16 protein-coding genes are annotated in these 15,622 nt (G+C 45.2%); 13 read left to right on the forward strand and 3 right to left on the reverse strand.

What is annotated here, in order from left to right; translation table 11 throughout:
* Window positions 1-175: 175 nt before the first annotated feature.
* From M1E03_RS00475 to M1E03_RS00510, 8 genes are all read left to right on the forward strand, one after another.
* Window positions 176-883: a response regulator transcription factor gene (locus M1E03_RS00475; RefSeq protein WP_023856861.1), complete on the forward strand. Its 708-nt coding sequence runs from the start codon at window positions 176-178 to the stop codon at window positions 881-883.
* The gene (locus M1E03_RS00480; protein ID WP_020453566.1) at window positions 880-1,887 is read left to right on the forward strand and encodes a sensor histidine kinase; all 1,008 of its coding nucleotides are present in this window, start codon (window positions 880-882) and stop codon (window positions 1,885-1,887) included. The genes M1E03_RS00475 and M1E03_RS00480 overlap by 4 nt, the downstream gene beginning before the upstream one ends.
* 91 nt (window positions 1,888-1,978) lie before the next feature.
* Window positions 1,979-2,743, forward strand: a complete 765-nt coding sequence (locus M1E03_RS00485; RefSeq protein WP_020453565.1) for an ABC transporter ATP-binding protein — start codon at window positions 1,979-1,981, stop codon at window positions 2,741-2,743.
* Window positions 2,718-4,604, forward strand: coding sequence for an FtsX-like permease family protein (locus M1E03_RS00490; protein ID WP_020453564.1), 1,887 nt, complete (start codon window positions 2,718-2,720; stop codon window positions 4,602-4,604). Before M1E03_RS00485 ends, M1E03_RS00490 begins: the two co-directional genes overlap by 26 nt.
* Before the next feature lie 179 nt (window positions 4,605-4,783).
* Window positions 4,784-5,872 carry an acyltransferase family protein gene (locus tag M1E03_RS00495; protein WP_020453563.1) on the forward strand — a complete coding sequence of 363 codons (1,089 nt, stop codon included), beginning with the start codon at window positions 4,784-4,786 and terminating at the stop codon, window positions 5,870-5,872.
* A 183-nt stretch (window positions 5,873-6,055) separates the two neighbouring features.
* The gene (locus tag M1E03_RS00500) at window positions 6,056-6,283 is read left to right on the forward strand and encodes a FeoA family protein (protein WP_035338081.1); all 228 of its coding nucleotides are present in this window, start codon (window positions 6,056-6,058) and stop codon (window positions 6,281-6,283) included.
* Window positions 6,280-8,292, forward strand: coding sequence for a ferrous iron transport protein B (gene feoB, locus M1E03_RS00505; protein ID WP_035338079.1), 2,013 nt, complete (start codon window positions 6,280-6,282; stop codon window positions 8,290-8,292). The genes M1E03_RS00500 and feoB overlap by 4 nt, the downstream gene beginning before the upstream one ends.
* Before the next feature lie 15 nt (window positions 8,293-8,307).
* Window positions 8,308-8,460, forward strand: a complete 153-nt coding sequence (locus M1E03_RS00510; protein ID WP_026580385.1) for a FeoB-associated Cys-rich membrane protein — start codon at window positions 8,308-8,310, stop codon at window positions 8,458-8,460.
* Between the two features lie 16 nt (window positions 8,461-8,476).
* Here the strand turns inward: M1E03_RS00510 and M1E03_RS00515 are convergent, their stop codons facing one another.
* On the reverse strand, window positions 8,477-8,845 hold the full coding sequence (locus tag M1E03_RS00515; RefSeq protein WP_023856866.1) for a VOC family protein: 369 nt from the start codon (window positions 8,843-8,845) through the stop codon (window positions 8,477-8,479).
* 102 nt (window positions 8,846-8,947) lie between these two features.
* Between M1E03_RS00515 and M1E03_RS00520 the strand changes: the two genes are divergently transcribed.
* A complete protein-coding gene (locus M1E03_RS00520; protein WP_238548683.1) occupies window positions 8,948-9,439 on the forward strand; it encodes a hypothetical protein in 492 nt (163 codons plus the stop codon).
* 24 nt (window positions 9,440-9,463) lie between these two features.
* Here the strand turns inward: M1E03_RS00520 and M1E03_RS00525 are convergent, their stop codons facing one another.
* Window positions 9,464-10,423 carry an iron-hydroxamate ABC transporter substrate-binding protein gene (locus tag M1E03_RS00525; RefSeq protein ID WP_026580383.1) on the reverse strand — a complete coding sequence of 320 codons (960 nt, stop codon included), beginning with the start codon at window positions 10,421-10,423 and terminating at the stop codon, window positions 9,464-9,466.
* 173 nt (window positions 10,424-10,596) lie between these two features.
* On the opposite strand from M1E03_RS00525, the gene M1E03_RS00530 reads away from it, so the two are divergent.
* The 4 genes from M1E03_RS00530 to yidA all read left to right on the forward strand — a co-directional run bounded on the left by M1E03_RS00530 (window position 10,597) and on the right by yidA (window position 13,873).
* Entirely contained in the window at window positions 10,597-11,058 is a 462-nt protein-coding gene (locus M1E03_RS00530; protein WP_026580382.1) for a hypothetical protein, read from the forward strand.
* A 147-nt stretch (window positions 11,059-11,205) separates the two neighbouring features.
* Complete coding sequence (locus tag M1E03_RS00535; protein ID WP_095323583.1) at window positions 11,206-11,856, forward strand: MtnX-like HAD-IB family phosphatase; 651 nt, start codon at window positions 11,206-11,208, stop codon at window positions 11,854-11,856.
* Window positions 11,856-12,905 (forward strand): iron-containing alcohol dehydrogenase family protein, encoded by a 1,050-nt coding sequence (locus M1E03_RS00540; RefSeq protein WP_035338073.1) that lies wholly within the window; start codon window positions 11,856-11,858, stop codon window positions 12,903-12,905. Before M1E03_RS00535 ends, M1E03_RS00540 begins: the two co-directional genes overlap by 1 nt.
* A gap of 155 nt (window positions 12,906-13,060) precedes the next feature.
* Complete coding sequence (yidA, locus tag M1E03_RS00545; protein WP_145654627.1) at window positions 13,061-13,873, forward strand: sugar-phosphatase; 813 nt, start codon at window positions 13,061-13,063, stop codon at window positions 13,871-13,873.
* A 32-nt stretch (window positions 13,874-13,905) separates the two neighbouring features.
* Here yidA and M1E03_RS00550 read toward each other — a convergent pair whose 3' ends face one another.
* Complete coding sequence (locus M1E03_RS00550; protein ID WP_025810532.1) at window positions 13,906-15,444, reverse strand: ABC-F family ATP-binding cassette domain-containing protein; 1,539 nt, start codon at window positions 15,442-15,444, stop codon at window positions 13,906-13,908.
* Window positions 15,445-15,622: the final 178 nt, after the last annotated feature.

Genomic DNA, 15,622 nt, shown 5'->3' on the forward strand with positions numbered 1-15,622 from the left:
TCTCCTCTTTCATTCAGTTTGTGAATGGTATTATTTTATAAAAAAGGCGCAAGGAGAAGAAATTGATTCATATTACAGTACAATTACATGATTGTAAGGTAGGACGAATCGCGGCGGCTTTTGTTTATCAGACAGCTTCGTGTCATAATATATCCAAACAAAAGGAGAGACCGAGATGCAAAAAGTGATGATTGTAGAAGACGACCCGAAGATTGCCGATCTGTTAAAATCGCATATTGTCAAATATGGATACAACGTTCATGTCGTGAAAGACTTTGACCGTGTCATCGATGAGTTCAGAAGCACGGCGCCTGATCTTGTTCTGCTTGATATTAATTTGCCGAGCTTTGACGGCTATTACTGGTGCCGGCAAATCCGCCAGGAATCGATTTGCCCTGTCTTGTTTATTTCGGCGCGGACGGGCGAAATGGATCAGGTCATGGCATTGGAAAACGGCGGGGATGACTTTATCACCAAGCCGTTTCACGCCGAAATCGTGATGGCAAAAATACGCAGCCAGCTTCGCAGAGCTTACGGGGAGTATGCAGCAAAAGTGGAGGAACGGCTTCTCGAAAAAGAAGGACTGCGGCTGTATCCGGAAAGACTTGAACTGACATTCGGCGGTCAAACGGCTGCTTTGACGAAAAAAGAAGCCGATATTATCGAAAGCTTAATGGAACGCCACCCGAGGATTTCCGGCCGGGAAGATTTGCTGGCCAAACTGTGGGATGATCAGGCCTATGTGGATGAAAACACGCTTAATGTCAACATTACACGCGTCAGAAAAAAGTTTCAGGAGCTCGGAATTGAAGATGCGGTAGAAACAGTGCGGGGCGCAGGCTACCGCTTGAATATATCCTGGGTGAAGGCGGGAGAGGAATGAAGCTTTTTTTCAAAGAACACTATTTGTTGATTGCCGTGCAAGTGCTGCAGTTTATCACGATGCTGTCGGTGTACTGGCTTGATGGGTATCAGCACATCAGGCCGGCTTTTTATGCCGTTTTTCTCGGCTTTTTCTTTCTTGTCTGCTATCTTTTCTACCATTACTATACGCGCCGGAAGTTCTACAAACGGATGACGAGCGGGCTGGAATCATTGGATGACACCTTCAGGCAATCGAATCAGCCCCAATCCCCTCTTTCAGAAGCGCTTGAACAGCTGCTGAAAAGCCAGTACAGGCAATACCGTCAAGAATTAAAGAAGCTGGAGCTTGGACAAAAAGAGCATTTGACCTTCATGGATCAATGGGTGCACCAAATGAAGACGCCGCTGTCGGTCATCGAACTGACGGCTCAAAATTTGGATGAACCGGAATCATCAAGCATCCGCGAGGAGACCGAACGGATGAAAACGGGCCTCAATACGATTCTCTATATGGCCAGATTGCGGACGATCGAGCAGGATTTCCGGATAAAACCGGTCGCATTGGCGGATATCGTTCACGAGGTCAATCGTGAAAACAAGCGCTTCTATATTCGCAGTCAAGTTTATCCTAAGTTCAAGGAAGTCAAAAAAGGCATCACAGTCGAAACAGATGAAAAGTGGCTGTTTTTCATCATTTCCCAATTTGTCAACAATGCGGTCAAATACTCAGCGGGAAAAAGCAATACGGTTATTATTTCTATTGGTGAAAACGATTCGGAAGCGGTATTGGAAGTGACAGATTTCGGCGCCGGCATCCCGGATACAGATCAAAAGCGGGTATTCGACCCGTTTTTCACAGGAGAAAACGGACGCCGTTTCAGAGAATCAACCGGAATGGGTCTCTATTTGGCAAAAGCGGCGGCTGACCAGCTTGGACACCGGATCGAACTTGACTCACAAGAAGGGCAAGGCACGACAATCCGGCTGATTTTCACGGCTACACAAAACCTTACATCGATGTAATGAAAGTGAAAGAAGAATCGATAGTTCATCAACAAGAAATTTAGGTAAACTGATCACAGATCAAAAGTTAAAGGTGAAAGGGGATCTTGTGATGCTTCAGGTCAAACAAGCCAGTAAGATTTACGAAGGAAAAATTGCGTATCGCGCGTTAACGGATATTAACCTAACGATTGATAAAGGTGAATTCGTCGGCATCATGGGGCCGTCCGGAAGCGGAAAAACGACCCTATTAAATATGATTGCAACGATCGATGAACCGACGACGGGCGAAATATTGATCAGCGGCCAAAACCCGCATGTTCTCAAAAAAGAAAAATTGGCTAAATTTCGCCGCAGAGAGCTGGGATTTGTGTTTCAGGACTTTAATCTTCTGCCGACATTAACCGTTGAAGAAAATATCGTACTTCCTTTGACGCTTGACGGTGAAAAGGTCAGGGAAATGAAGCGGAGGGCAAACGATTTAGCTGAAAAGCTTGGAATTACCCACATTATGAAAAAGCGCACATATGAGATTTCGGGCGGTCAGGCCCAGCGCGCCGCTGTAGCGAGAGCGATGATTCATTCGCCGAAGCTTCTGCTTGCTGATGAGCCGACAGGCAACCTTGATTCAAAGTCATCCAAAGATGTGATGGAAATGCTTGAATCGATCAACCGCAACGAAAAAGCGACCATGATGCTTGTCACGCATGACCCTCAGGCGGCAAGCTATTGCAACCGGGTCGTCTTTATTAAGGATGGAAAGCTGTATTCGGAGATCAACCGCGGCGATAACCGCCAAGCGTTTTTCCAAAAGATTCTCGATACACTGTCCTTGTTGGGAGGGGATGCAAATGACCTTTCGTCAGTTCGCGTTTAACAACGTCATTCGCAACAAAAGGCTGTATGCCGCTTATTTTCTCAGCAGCATGTTTACAGTGATGGTTTTTTTCGCATTCGCGATCTTTGCTTTCCACCCGGTGATGACAAGTGATTCTTTGACCTCCGGCATCGGGCAGCATGTTTCCATTGGCCTGTTAGTCTCCAGCGGCATTATCTTTGTCTTTTCTTTCTTCTTTGTTCTGTACTCAATGAGTTCGTTTCTTCAATCGAGAAAAAAGGAATTCGGCGTTTTAATGATCCAAGGGATGTCTATGCGCCAAATTCGCATGATGGTATTTCTTGAAAATATGCTGATTGGGCTTTTTGCGACAATCGGCGGGATTGTGCTCGGACTTGTCTTCGCCAAATTGATACTGCTCACAGCGGAAAATGTGCTGATTATTGATAACAAGCTCGATTTTTATTTTCCGTTGATGGCGATCATTGTGACGTTTATTTCTTTTAACGGCCTGTTCTTATTTATTTCTTTTCTTGTGTCATTTGTGCTCAGGAGCGAGAAGCTGATTGTTCTGCTAAAAGGAAACAAAATCTCCAAAGGGGAGCCGAAAGCATCTGCCTTGCTTACAGTGGTTGCAGCTGTTCTGCTTACCGGAGGCTATTACACCGCTTTGATTGTCAAGAAAATAGGCGTTCTTGTGGCGATGGTTCCGGTGACGATTGTTGTCATTATCGGCACATATCTGCTGTTTACGCAGCTGAGTGTTTATGTGATCCGCAGGCTCAAAAAACGGGAAAGCCTGTTTTGGCGGAAAACGAATATGATTTTGTTTTCTGATCTGTCTTACCGGATGAAAGACAATGCGCGGACGTTTTTTATGGTGGCCATTATCTCTACTGTCGCGTTCAGTGCGATTGGGACGCTGTATGGTTTCCAAACTCTGCTGACAAACGGAATTAAAGATATGAACCCGCATACGTTCTCGTATAAACCGCCGAAAACAAACAAAGACACCGAACAAGACGTGGCTTTCATCAATGACACGCTAAAAGAACGAAATATCAAAACAGACAAAGCATCAGCTGTCCTTCAATATTTCGATGTCGATGGCCATGACATGCTGATTGTGAAAGAATCTGACTATAACAAGTTTGCCGATCTGGTCGGAGCCGACCACGTCAAGCTTGAAGAAGGGAAAGCCGCAGCTGCCGAGTATGATGTCAAGGTTGGCCTAGAGGGAGAAGACGACCAGCCGCTCCCTTCATCAATCCCTCTTGCAACCGGACAAAAGCTGCAGGCTGACAAAACGGTCCGTTCAAAAGCGTTATCTGAAAACAGTTATTATATTGTGACAGACAAAGATTTCGCACAGTTGAAAAAACCGAAAAGCGAAAACCGGTTCTATGCCTGGCAGGCAAAAGAATCTGACGGCATGGCTTTAGTGAAAGCCGGGGAGGTTCTGCAAAAGAAACTGGATCGGATTTATTTCGCGGCTGTAGATTATGAGGTATATGATATAAGCAAAGGGTATGGCCCGGTATTATTTGTTGGACTGTTTATCGGAATCGTCTTCTTCGTTTCAGCAGGAAGTTTTCTCTACTTCCGCTTGTACACTGATTTGGACGATGATAAGCAGAAATTCAAATCGATTGCCAAAATGGGCTTAACAGACCGGGAACTGCATAAAGTGCTGAACAGGCAGATCGGCATTCTGTTCTTCGCGCCTATCGCTGTTGCCCTTGTCCATGGAGCTGTGGCGCTTACCGCTTTATCGCATGCCTTTCAGTACAACCTCTTCAAGGAATCTGCAATGGTGCTCGGCGTGTTCTTCGCCATCCAGGTTATATATTACTTCATTGTCCGCTTCTACTATACAAAACAGATAAAAGCGGCGATTTAAAAAAGATTAGACTGCGTCTAACCGAAGCTTGTAGAGAAACCTGTGTTTTTCTACAAGCTTTTTTTATACTTGCAGCCGGAAAATTTGGGATAAACATACCTATGTATTTTGCCTCTTTCTTCATTTGGTTGATTATGTTAATTTGATATTATTTCAAATTTGAAAGAGGAGTGATCGATTTGCAGGTAAAAGAAATATTTGTTATTCGCTTTATTTCCTGCTTAAGCGTTGTTTTGCTTCATGCGATATCGATGGTGCTCATGGTGCGGGCGGACATGCTTGGAGATACGGTTTTCCGGGTTGTTGAATCTTTCAGGACGCTTCTGATGTTCAGTACGCCTGCGTTTATTTTTATTTCCGAATTTTTGCTCGCGCATGCTTACCCTGGCGGCGTTCCGGAAGGGTTTTTAAAAAAGCGGTTTAAAACGATTTTCATCCCTTTTCTATTTATCGCTGTTTTGGATGCTTTTATGACCGCTGGTCTGATGATGCAGCAATTTCATGCATCGGTCATTTTAAAAAAACTGTTGGCGAATATTTTCCTGGGGAATTTCATCGGTTATTTCATCCTCGTCATTTTTCAATTTTACTTGTTGCACATGTGCTTCCATTCATTTTTGCAAAAGGCGTCGCCTAAATGGGTGCTTTCGATTTCTTTTGCGGTCACAGCGGCTTATTTGAGCTATTTCACGTTCATTCAACCTCCGGTTGTACAGGAAGAGGCGCCGTTTCCTTTTTCATGGGTGCCGTTTCCCGGCTGGCTCTTTTATTTTTGTTTGGCCTATTATTGCGGCAAAAATTACGAGCGCTTTTTGGCATTGCTGGAACGATACAGGCATGCGGTATATGCAGCGGCTGCTGTGACCGGATGTTTCATTGTAGCGGTTTCCTACTTCGGACAAGACATCGCAGTGACGTCAAAGCGTCCGGATATCCTGCTTTATTCAACAAGCATCATTTTCTTATGCTTTCACCTGTTTTCAAAACTGAAGTCGGTGCCGAAGCTGATCATGATGATCAGCAACTATTCTTTTTCTATTTATTTATTGCACGCTTTTATTCTGATTTTCGGATTGGTCATTTTAACGAGCTTTGAAAGCATCGGTACGGTTTCGGCTGTTTTGCTCTTGTTTTCGATCTCTACAGGCGTTGCGGTTTTCATATCTTGGGCCGTCAATAAATTGAAGTACGGCTATATGTTTGTCGGAAAAATTTATGTGCCGAAAAAGAGGAGAATCGAGCAAAAAGTGAGCCATCATGCCGGTTAACGACTTAGATTGATAGAGCGAAAAGCCAGAACGGCAGGTTGCACCGCCGGAGCTTTTCGCTTTTTTATATTCTCGCAAAAATGTTCCGGTTTTGACACATCTTCTTTTAAATGGAAGGTGGCTTATTGCCTATAATCATATTATGATAACGATTATCATTTTCATAATGTGGAGGCTTCAACAATGGTTTTAGCTGAATTAAAACAAAAAGAGAGAGCAAGAATCATAGATTTTTCAGAAGTGAATAAACTTGTTCAGCGCAGGCTCATACAGCTCGGGATGAAAGAAGAAGCTGAAATTTGCGTGCAGCGGAAATTGCCGTTTGGCGGACCGTTCATGTTTGAGTCAGGCGGACAGTGCCTCGGCATACGGCTTGAAGAAGCAAAAAAGATCAGGATTGAAAAGCTATGAACAGCCGGCAGATTGCCCTTTTCGGAAATCCGAATACGGGGAAAACGTCATTGTTTAACGCGCTGACAGGCTCCTATGAGTATGTCGGCAACTGGAGTGGGGTGACCGTTGAGAAAAAGGTGGGACTGCTCCGCCATAAACAAGGAATGATGGTCGATCTCCCGGGCGTTTATACATTGAGCCCGCTGTCCCGCGATGAAGGGGTCGTCACTGACTTCCTGCTCAACGAATCATTTTCAGACATATTGAATATTGTCGATGCATCCCAATTAAAGCGGAATTTGCACTTAACTGTGCAGCTCCTCGAATTTGGTCATCCGCTCACAGTCGGTTTAAATATGATCGATGTCGCAGGACAGCGAGGCGTCTTCATTGATCATCAAAAGTTGTCTGCAGCGCTAGATGTTCCGGTGATTCCTGTGATTGCTCGCAGCGGCAAAGGGTGTGATGAACTGAGCCGGCATTTGCTTCTTGAAAAAGAAAAGAGAACAAAGCCGCTCGTCATCAATTACGGAAGCACAGTAGAAGAAGCGATTGGCCGGATCGAGTCGATCATACCGGAACGTCCCGGCGTTTTAAAACGGTGGATGGCTCTTCAATATTTGGAAGGCAACTCGAAAATGAAAGAGCAGCTGGAAGACGCGGCCGACAGCGAACGGTTAAAGGAAATTTACGAGGAGACAGAAAAACGCCTTCTTCAGGAACAATCCGCAAAATCGCTGCATCAGCATATTTACAATGAGAGAGAACGATGGATTGACCGCATCATGTCATCCTCTGTTGAATATCAGTCAGACCGAAAACAGACGCTGACTGAACGCGTGGATCAGATCGTTACGCATCCGGTGCTTGGCATTCCGATTTTTTTGTTGTTCATGTATCTCATGTTCATGCTGACGTTTGACTGGCTTGGTGTTCCATTGTCTGATACACTGGACGGTTTCATCGGCGGACCGCTGACGGAATGGACGGCTTCGGCACTGTCGGCAATGGGAGCCAGCCCGTTTATCGAGGCGCTCATTCTCGATGGGATCATTGCCGGTGTCGGCGGTGTCCTCGTTTTCGTCCCGCAGATTTTTATTCTGTTTTTCTTCATTTCGGTGCTCGAAGATTCCGGGTACATGGCGCGTGTGGCCATGGTGATGGACCGTCTGATGGAGGCGATCGGTTTAAACGGTAAAGCCTTTATACCGCTGATCATCGGCTTCGGCTGCAATGTTCCGGGCGTCATGGCTGCACGAACTGTAGAGCAGCCTAAGGAAAGACTTTTGACGATTATGCTGACGCCATTTATGTCCTGTTCGGCAAGACTTCCGGTTTATGCTTTGTTTGCAGGGGCTTTTTTTGCGGCTCATCAGGCTTTCGTCGTCCTGACCTTGTATGTGCTGGGCATTGCTGCGGCGCTGGTGCTGGCGAAGTTTTTATCCTCATCCAAGCTCAAAGAAGAAAAGTCGTTTTTCGTGATTGAACTGCCGCCTTATCGTTTGCCTCAAGCGCGTACATTGTGGCGGGCAACATGGGAAAAGGGCAAAGGTTTCGTCCGCAAAGCCGGGACTTACATTTTTGGCGGTTCTGTCCTCATTTGGCTTTTATCGTATACAGGGCCCGGTGGAACGGGCGTTGAGATGGATGACAGCTTTTTAGCAATGATTGGCGGAGTGCTCGCACCGTTGTTGATGCCGCTGGGGTTCGGCACATGGCAGGCAGCGGCATCACTATTAACCGGTTTTCTGGCGAAGGAAGTTGTCGTTGCTTCGATGAGCATCATCTATTTCGTACCTGAAGCCCAGCTGCAAGGCATGATGGCTGAGCAATTTACACCGCTGGCCGCTTACGGATTTATGGCTTTCGTTCTTTTATACGTACCATGCCTCGCGACAGTCGCGGTGATTAAAAAAGAAACAAACTCGAAAAAGTGGATGTTCCTGTCCATTGTTTACGGACTGGCCATTGCGTATGCGATCGCGTTCTTGATTTATCAGGGCGGACGATTGCTTGGGTTATCATAGGAAGGATGTGACGGCATGTTGTTTAATATCACGATCGGAGCGCTCATCTTCGGTTATGCGGCATGGACGCTTATTAAATTTGTCAGACGAAGCCGGAAAGGAAAATGCGCCGCCTGTGAATTAAATCGTACGTGTCAATCGGCTTGTGATGATGTGAAAAACAGCTGAGGTGCTCAGCTGTTTTTTAGACTTGCATTTCACTCATCAAAGCGAGGGTATTTCCTTCGGTATCTTTAAAGAAGGCCATCCAGGTTTCCGTTTGCTCGATTTTCGCCGCCACATGCGGCTCTATTGGAAAAGAAACGCCTTTTGTAGCGATTTCATTATATACTGCCGGCAAATCTTCAACTTGAAAATAGATGACGGAGCTTGCATGAGCAAATTCATCTTTTTCCGGGAGACTGAGAAGAAGCCGTAGCCCGCCGCACTCAAAGAAAGCCATACGATCTGTCTGAAATAAAAGGGACAAGCCTAATACATCCTGATAAAATGCCGCAGCCCGTTCCAGGTCTTGAACCGGTACCCCAATTTGTCCAACCTTTTTGATTCCCATCATGATCCCTCCCTTTTTTGTCATTATTTTCATTTTACGCAATTGATTCCAAAATATCTATTTTTCGCTGTGTTTTTTGTTTCACGTGAAACAGCGGGGGGCATGCGTGTTAAATCATTGTTTTCATGGATGTTTATTGTTAACATGGTTTCTGTTGGTTTAAATGGAAATGGTAGAGAGGAGGCGAACGTAATGAGTGAAAATCAAAAGGCTGAGCAGGAAAGAAAAGTTGGATATGAAGGGTTTGTGCTTCTTCTTTCACTCATCTTTATTTCCATCTTTATCACGACCTCATACGAGATACCGAGCAATCTGTTACTGATCATTCTTTTTTTCATTGGCAGCGGCTATTATTCTATTAGGCTTGTGAGCAAAGGTCTGTTGAGAAAAAAGAGGGGACTTGGCTTTAAAGCCGGGTTGTTTGCCTTTGTCGTTTGGATGGCATTATCTTTTCTGTTTCATGACATTTCTTATCCATTTACTTTGGAAGGGTTATCATTTCAAATATTGATGTTTTTTCTTTTCTACATTCCTTTCTTTTTTATCTTTCAATTTGCTTTTAAGATTTCAAACATTCAAGAAAGAAAACAATAAAAAAAGCTGGAAATTCCAGCTTTTTTACTTATTCTCTTTCTCACGCTTCACCAGCATTTCCGTAATCAAATCAACCTGTTTGCTGACAGAGATCGGATCGTACGGGTAGAACGTGTCAAAGTCGTTGATAAAGACACGATTGTTTTTGACGGCGTCAAGGTTTTTCCAAATGGAAGACTGCTTGAGTTTGTCCAGCGTCTTGCTGTCGCCGTTCGGGTTATAGTCTGTTACAAACATGTAGTCGGCAGCATATTCAGGTACGACTTCCAAGGATAGTTCTTTGATGTCGCCTTTTTTGAAGATGTCCTTTTGAATCTTTTCAGGCGCTTTTAAGCCGAGCGCGTTGTACACGGCTTGGCCTCCGCGGCCGCCGTTGTCATTGAACACCCAGAATTGTCCTTTTTCTGTGTTTTCATAAATACCGAAAGTAGCCTTTTTATCGACGACTTGAGCGATTTTTTTCCTTGCTGATTTCGATTTCTGTTCGAAATCGGCAAGGAATTGTTCAGCTTCTTCTTTAGCTCCTGCAATGTCGCCAAACATCTTAACGGTTTCCTGAACATTTTTCGCCGTATTATAAGGAATCACAACGGTCGGTGCGATTTTGGACAGTTTGTCGTAATTTTCATCGTTCATGACAACAATTAAATCAGGCTTCAGTTTCATGACTTTTTCCACATTAATTGGGTCGCCTAAATCTGTCACATCTTTCATGCGGTCTTTTAAAAACGGATTGGAGAAAGACCACGAGCCGGAGCCGACGACATTGGCGCCGACCGTGAACAGTTCACCGGCATAAAAGTCTGTCACGATGCGCTTTGGATGTGTTGGAATGTCTACTTTTCCACGCGTTGATTGATATGTTCTTGTCGTTTCTTCAGACGCTTTTTCTTTGTTGCTGCTTGACGAATTGCCGCCTCCACAGGCGCTGATCACGATACACAACAGCATAACTAAACCGATTATCAATAAGTTCTTTTTCACTTGACCCTCCTGTTGATATAAAGCATATGAAATTATCTAAGTGATAATGATTCGCATTATCAATGTAAATATAGCAAATGAATCCCTCTTTCGTCTATCACTTTTTTTGCTAAGTATGATTAGTGCTGTTTTGGTTAATTTGTTACTATAAACAGAAAAAGGATTGATGAAGTATGGCAGAAACGAACCCGGTGATCAAAAAACTGCAGTTCAAGGATAATGGACAGCCTGTACTGATCGTGAATCCGCCAGAGGCATACAGCGGCATCATGGCTGAATTTCAAGGCCATGTCGATCATCAGGCCGAAGCTGACCGGTACGATTTTGTTCAGGTATTCGCAGCGACCAACGCAAAGTTGCAGGCTTTAGCTAAAGAGGCTGAGCGTCATCTGGCGGAAGACGGACTGTTTTGGCTTTGCTACCCGAAAAAATCTTCGAAAGTCTACAAAGGATCGGACTGCAGCCGCGACACAGTAGCCGGACTGCTTGCGGACCAAGGCTATGAACCGGTTCGGCAAATTGCAATAGATGAAGATTGGTCTGCGCTCAGATTTCGCAAGACGGAAAACATTAAAACGATGAAGCGCAAATTTGCCGTGACGGAAAAAGGTAAACAGCGTACAGATCAAGAATGATCATATATGTCTCTTTTCAGAGAGGCAGATGATTCAGCTTGTGAACGAAAGTACACAAAAAAGAAATAATATTATGTTCAATGTTTCACAAACTTTTTGTATAATGAATCTAATCTTTTAAAATACCATAGAAAAGAGGTATGCAGTATGAAGAAATGGGCATTTGTATCAGACTTTGATGGGACGATTTCCAAACAGGATTTTTACTGGATGGTCATTGATAAATATTTTCCGGAAGGCCGTGAATTGTTCAAGAAGTGGAAGGCCGGAGAATTAAAAGATATCGAGTTTTTGGGAACTGTTTTTGCTTCAATTCATCAAAGCGAGCAAAAAATCATTGATGACATTCATTCCATACCAATTGATGAATATGTGCCAGACTTCATTCAGCATGTCCAGAAAAACGGCGGCGATTTCTACATTTTAAGCGCCGGCACGGATTATTACATTCATTATATTTTAAAGAAATACGGGATTACAGACGTTGAGGTCTTTTCAAATAAAGGCTTTTTTAAAGAAGACAATGTTCATTTGGACATTGATGAGAATCATTGGCATTACTCTGAGCGCTATGGGATTGATAAATCAAAGGTCATTCAGAAGCTGAAAGAAGAGTACGAGACGATTTATTTTGCAGGTGACAGTGAACCGGATTCCCACCCGGCTAAATTTGCGGATGTAACATTTGCAAAGGATGTGCTCCAGGATTTGCTTCGTCAGCAGGGGGTGCCATTTGTAGCCGTTGAAACATTTGAAGACATTGAACAGTATCTTAAAGAAAAAGGGCGGATCGTCTAATGCCGCGCCAGGTTACCAGCATAGCCATTCCCGCGGTTTTGGACATTAGTGAAGGCGTGCTTGGCCGATTGGATGAGATATTGAGAAAGCATCAGTTTGACAAGGCGATCATGTTTTTTGACGATTTTTCCTATCAGCAGTATGAGCACTCATTAAAAGCCGCCTTTCAACATGTCAAAGTAGAAGCTGTTTTGCTGCCGTCCAACCTGGACATACAGGAGCTTTTGAAGCAGGCATTTTCAATCGGGAATTACGATGTCATCATTGCCATGGGCGGCGGGTATGTTGTCGATTGCGGAAAATACATCGCTTTTTCCAAGCGGACCCCGTTCATCAGCATTCCGACGTCGGCATCCAATGACGGGTTTGCGAGCAGCAATTGCTCGCTTCAAGTCGAAGGAAAAAAAACAACTGTGCCGGCAAGGGTTCCGTATGGAATCATAGCTGATTTGAGTATCATTCAAAAAGCGCCGGAGCACTTTATTTTGGCGGGGATCGGCGATTTGATGTCCAATATTACGGCACTTTATGATTGGGAGTTTGAAGAGCGGCAAGGGGTCAGCGATGTAAATGCGTTTGCGTCGATGCTCAGCAAGAAAGCGGTCAACAGCTTTGTCCGTACACCGATGCAGGATATTAAACAGCCGATCTTTTTAAAAGAGCTTGTCAGCTCTTTGACAATGGGAGGCATCGCCACGGAAATCAGCGGAAACAGCGCGCCGATCAGCGGTTCTGAGCACCTGATTTCCCATGCGTTGGACAAAATTGCGGAAAAACCGCAGATGCACGGCATTCAAGTCGGGGTAGCCACCTACATCATGGCTCATGTACAGGATCATCGGGCTGAGCGGATTGAAAAGGTGTTTACGAGAACAGGCTTTTTTCAATATGTGAAAACGCTGAATCTGAACAAAGATGAGTTTCGCGAAGCGATCAATTTGTCGCACACTGTCAAGCCGAACCGCTATACGTACTTGCATGAAGCCGGCTATCGCGAAAAAGCGCTTCGCATCCTTGATGAAGATCCGATTCTGCAGGAAATATTTTAAGCAGGCCAAACGGCTCGAAAAACGCCTTATTTGCTGTAAGGCGTTTTTTCCGTGGGCATCAGACGAAAATGACGGGGAAAAGCTGTGATACAATAAAGAAGGTATGGGTCATAAGTACGATGTTAGGGCTCGATTCTGATCAGGGAGAGTGTAAAATGTACAAACTAATCGCGATAGATATGGATGGAACATTGTTGAATGATCTTCATGAAGTAACAGAGGAAGTTCGGAATGCCCTGTATGCTGCAAAAAAGCAAGGCGTCAAAATCGTTCTCTGCACGGGCCGTCCTCTCGGCGGTGTAAGCCGCTATCTGGAAGAACTGAATCTAAATGAAGACGGCGATTATGTCATCGCCTATAACGGAGCGCTCGTTCAAAATACGCACACTCAAGAAGTCGTGTCAGAGCTGACACTGGGCTATGATGATGTGAAATCGTTATATGAGCTTAGCCAAAAGCTTGATACGCCGATGCATTTTTTTGATTCTGCTTATTTATATACGCCAAACCGGGAAATCAGCCCGTATACTGTTCACGAATCATACGTCACCAAAGTGCCGCTCCGGTTCCGGACGATCGAAGAAATCCCGAAAGATCTTCTGGCGCCAAAGGCGATGTACATTGATGAACCGGAAAAGCTGGATCGGACGATCGCAGCAATACCGGAAGACGTCAAGGAACGTTATACAATGGTGAAAAGCTCGCCGTTCTTTTATGAAATTCTTCACCCTGCGGCAAGTAAAGGAAATGCCGTTCAGCAGCTTGCCGACATATTAGGCATCGCGCAAGAAGAAGTGATCTGTATTGGAGACAACGGAAACGACATGTCGATGATCGAATGGGCGGGATGCGGAGTCGCCATGGGGAATGCGATCCCTGAGGTAAAAGCTTCGGCCGATTATGAAACGCGTACGAATAACGAAAACGGCGTTGCTCACGCCATTCATGAGCTTGTATTGTCCAAATGAAAAAGCCGGCCCTTCGAAAGGCCGGCTTTTACCTATTTGCGGCGCCATGCTTCAATCCGCCAAATATGAGTCACCCAGTCTTCATAAAAAGACGGTTCATGGGAAACGAGCAAAATCGTTCCCTTGTAGTCGCAGAGCGCTTGCTTTAACGCACGCTTTGCTGATGTGTCAAGATGGTTTGTCGGTTCATCAAGAACAAGCAGATTGCTGTTTGAAAGCATCAGTTCCGCCAGCCGGACCTTTGCCTGTTCACCGCCGCTTAGCGTAGCAAGGGGCTGGCTGATATGCTTTGGCGTCAAACCGGATATCGCGAGCGTCTGCCTGATGTCTTTTTCCGATAGATCAGGAAAGAACGCCCGCAATTTTTCAAGCGGTGTATGATGAGAAGCCGGACTTTCCTGTCTGAAATAGGCCGCCTGTAAATGCTGTCCTGCTGTGACGGTGCCGCTAAGAGGCTTGAGATCACCGAGCAGCGTTTTAATGAGCGTCGATTTTCCGGCGCCGTTTTCTCCGGTAATGGCGATTTTATCGCCCCGTTTTACGGTCAGAGAAAGAGGCTTAAATAATGGAACGGTGTAGCCCGCCTCAAGATTTTCCGTTTTGAGTACGGTCATCGCCGGATTTCGCCCCGTTTTAAATGAAAAGCTGGGGACATAAGAATCTGTCGGTTTTTCGATTCGCTTGATTTTGCTTAATGCTTTCTCCCTGCTTTTGGCCTGCTTCGCCTTTCGGACCCTGTTCCGGTCGATAAACGCCTCTAGCTTTTTAATTTCCCTGTGTTGTTTGGCATATGCGGCTTCAGCCTGTGCCCTGCTTTGCACATATTCCTTCAGAAAATATTGATAGCTGCCGGAGTACCGTTTGATCGTTTGATGCTCCAGATGGAATGTCACCGTCGTGATCTCATTTAAGAAGTGTTCGTCATGTGAGATCACGAGAAAGGCGTGCTTATAGTTTTTCAAATACCCCGTCAGCCACTCAATATGGGCCGCATCCAAATAGTTGGTCGGCTCATCCAACAGGAGCACATCAGGTTCTTCAAGCAGCAGTTTGGCCAACAGGAGCTTCGTACGCTGCCCGCCGCTTAAAGCCGCGACATCCTGATCAAGCCCGATTTCCGTAAAGCCGAGGCCTTGAGCGGCATCCTCAATTTTCGTTCCGATTTGGTAAAATCCTGAACTCTCCAGTTCGGATTGGAGCTCTCCGTATCTTTTCAAAATGGCCTCCAAATTGTCTTCGGCGTCGGCCATTTTTTCGGCAAGCCGATTCAGTTGCTTTTCGATTTCAAACAGCCGGTCGTACGCTTGCTCCATGTACTGAAGGATGGTTGTGCCTTTCGTCAGCTTGGCATGCTGTTCAAGAAAGCCGGCCCGAATGTTTGGCTGCCATTCAATGTTTCCGTGATCGGGCAGAAGGCTGCCTGTCAAAATCCGCAGCAATGTCGATTTTCCGGCTCCGTTTGCACCGACAAGGCCGGCGTGTTCGCCTTTCAGCAGGCGGAACCCGGCGTCTTGAAAGATAATACGGTCTCCATATATATGGGTCAGATTCGTGACATGAACAATACTCATGGTGATTCTCTCCTTCAGGCTTATTTTTTTTGAAAAAACAAGCCATCAAAAGAGAACAGCGTGAAGCCTCGCTATCCTGTCCGGCAAAAAAAACGGGTAAGGCAAACTACACCTTACCCGCTACATATTTAAAATACAGCAAGAAAGGATGTCAAATCATATCAAACTGTTCCCGAGA

It is taken from the genome of Bacillus sp. PK6-013, assembly GCF_054161445.1.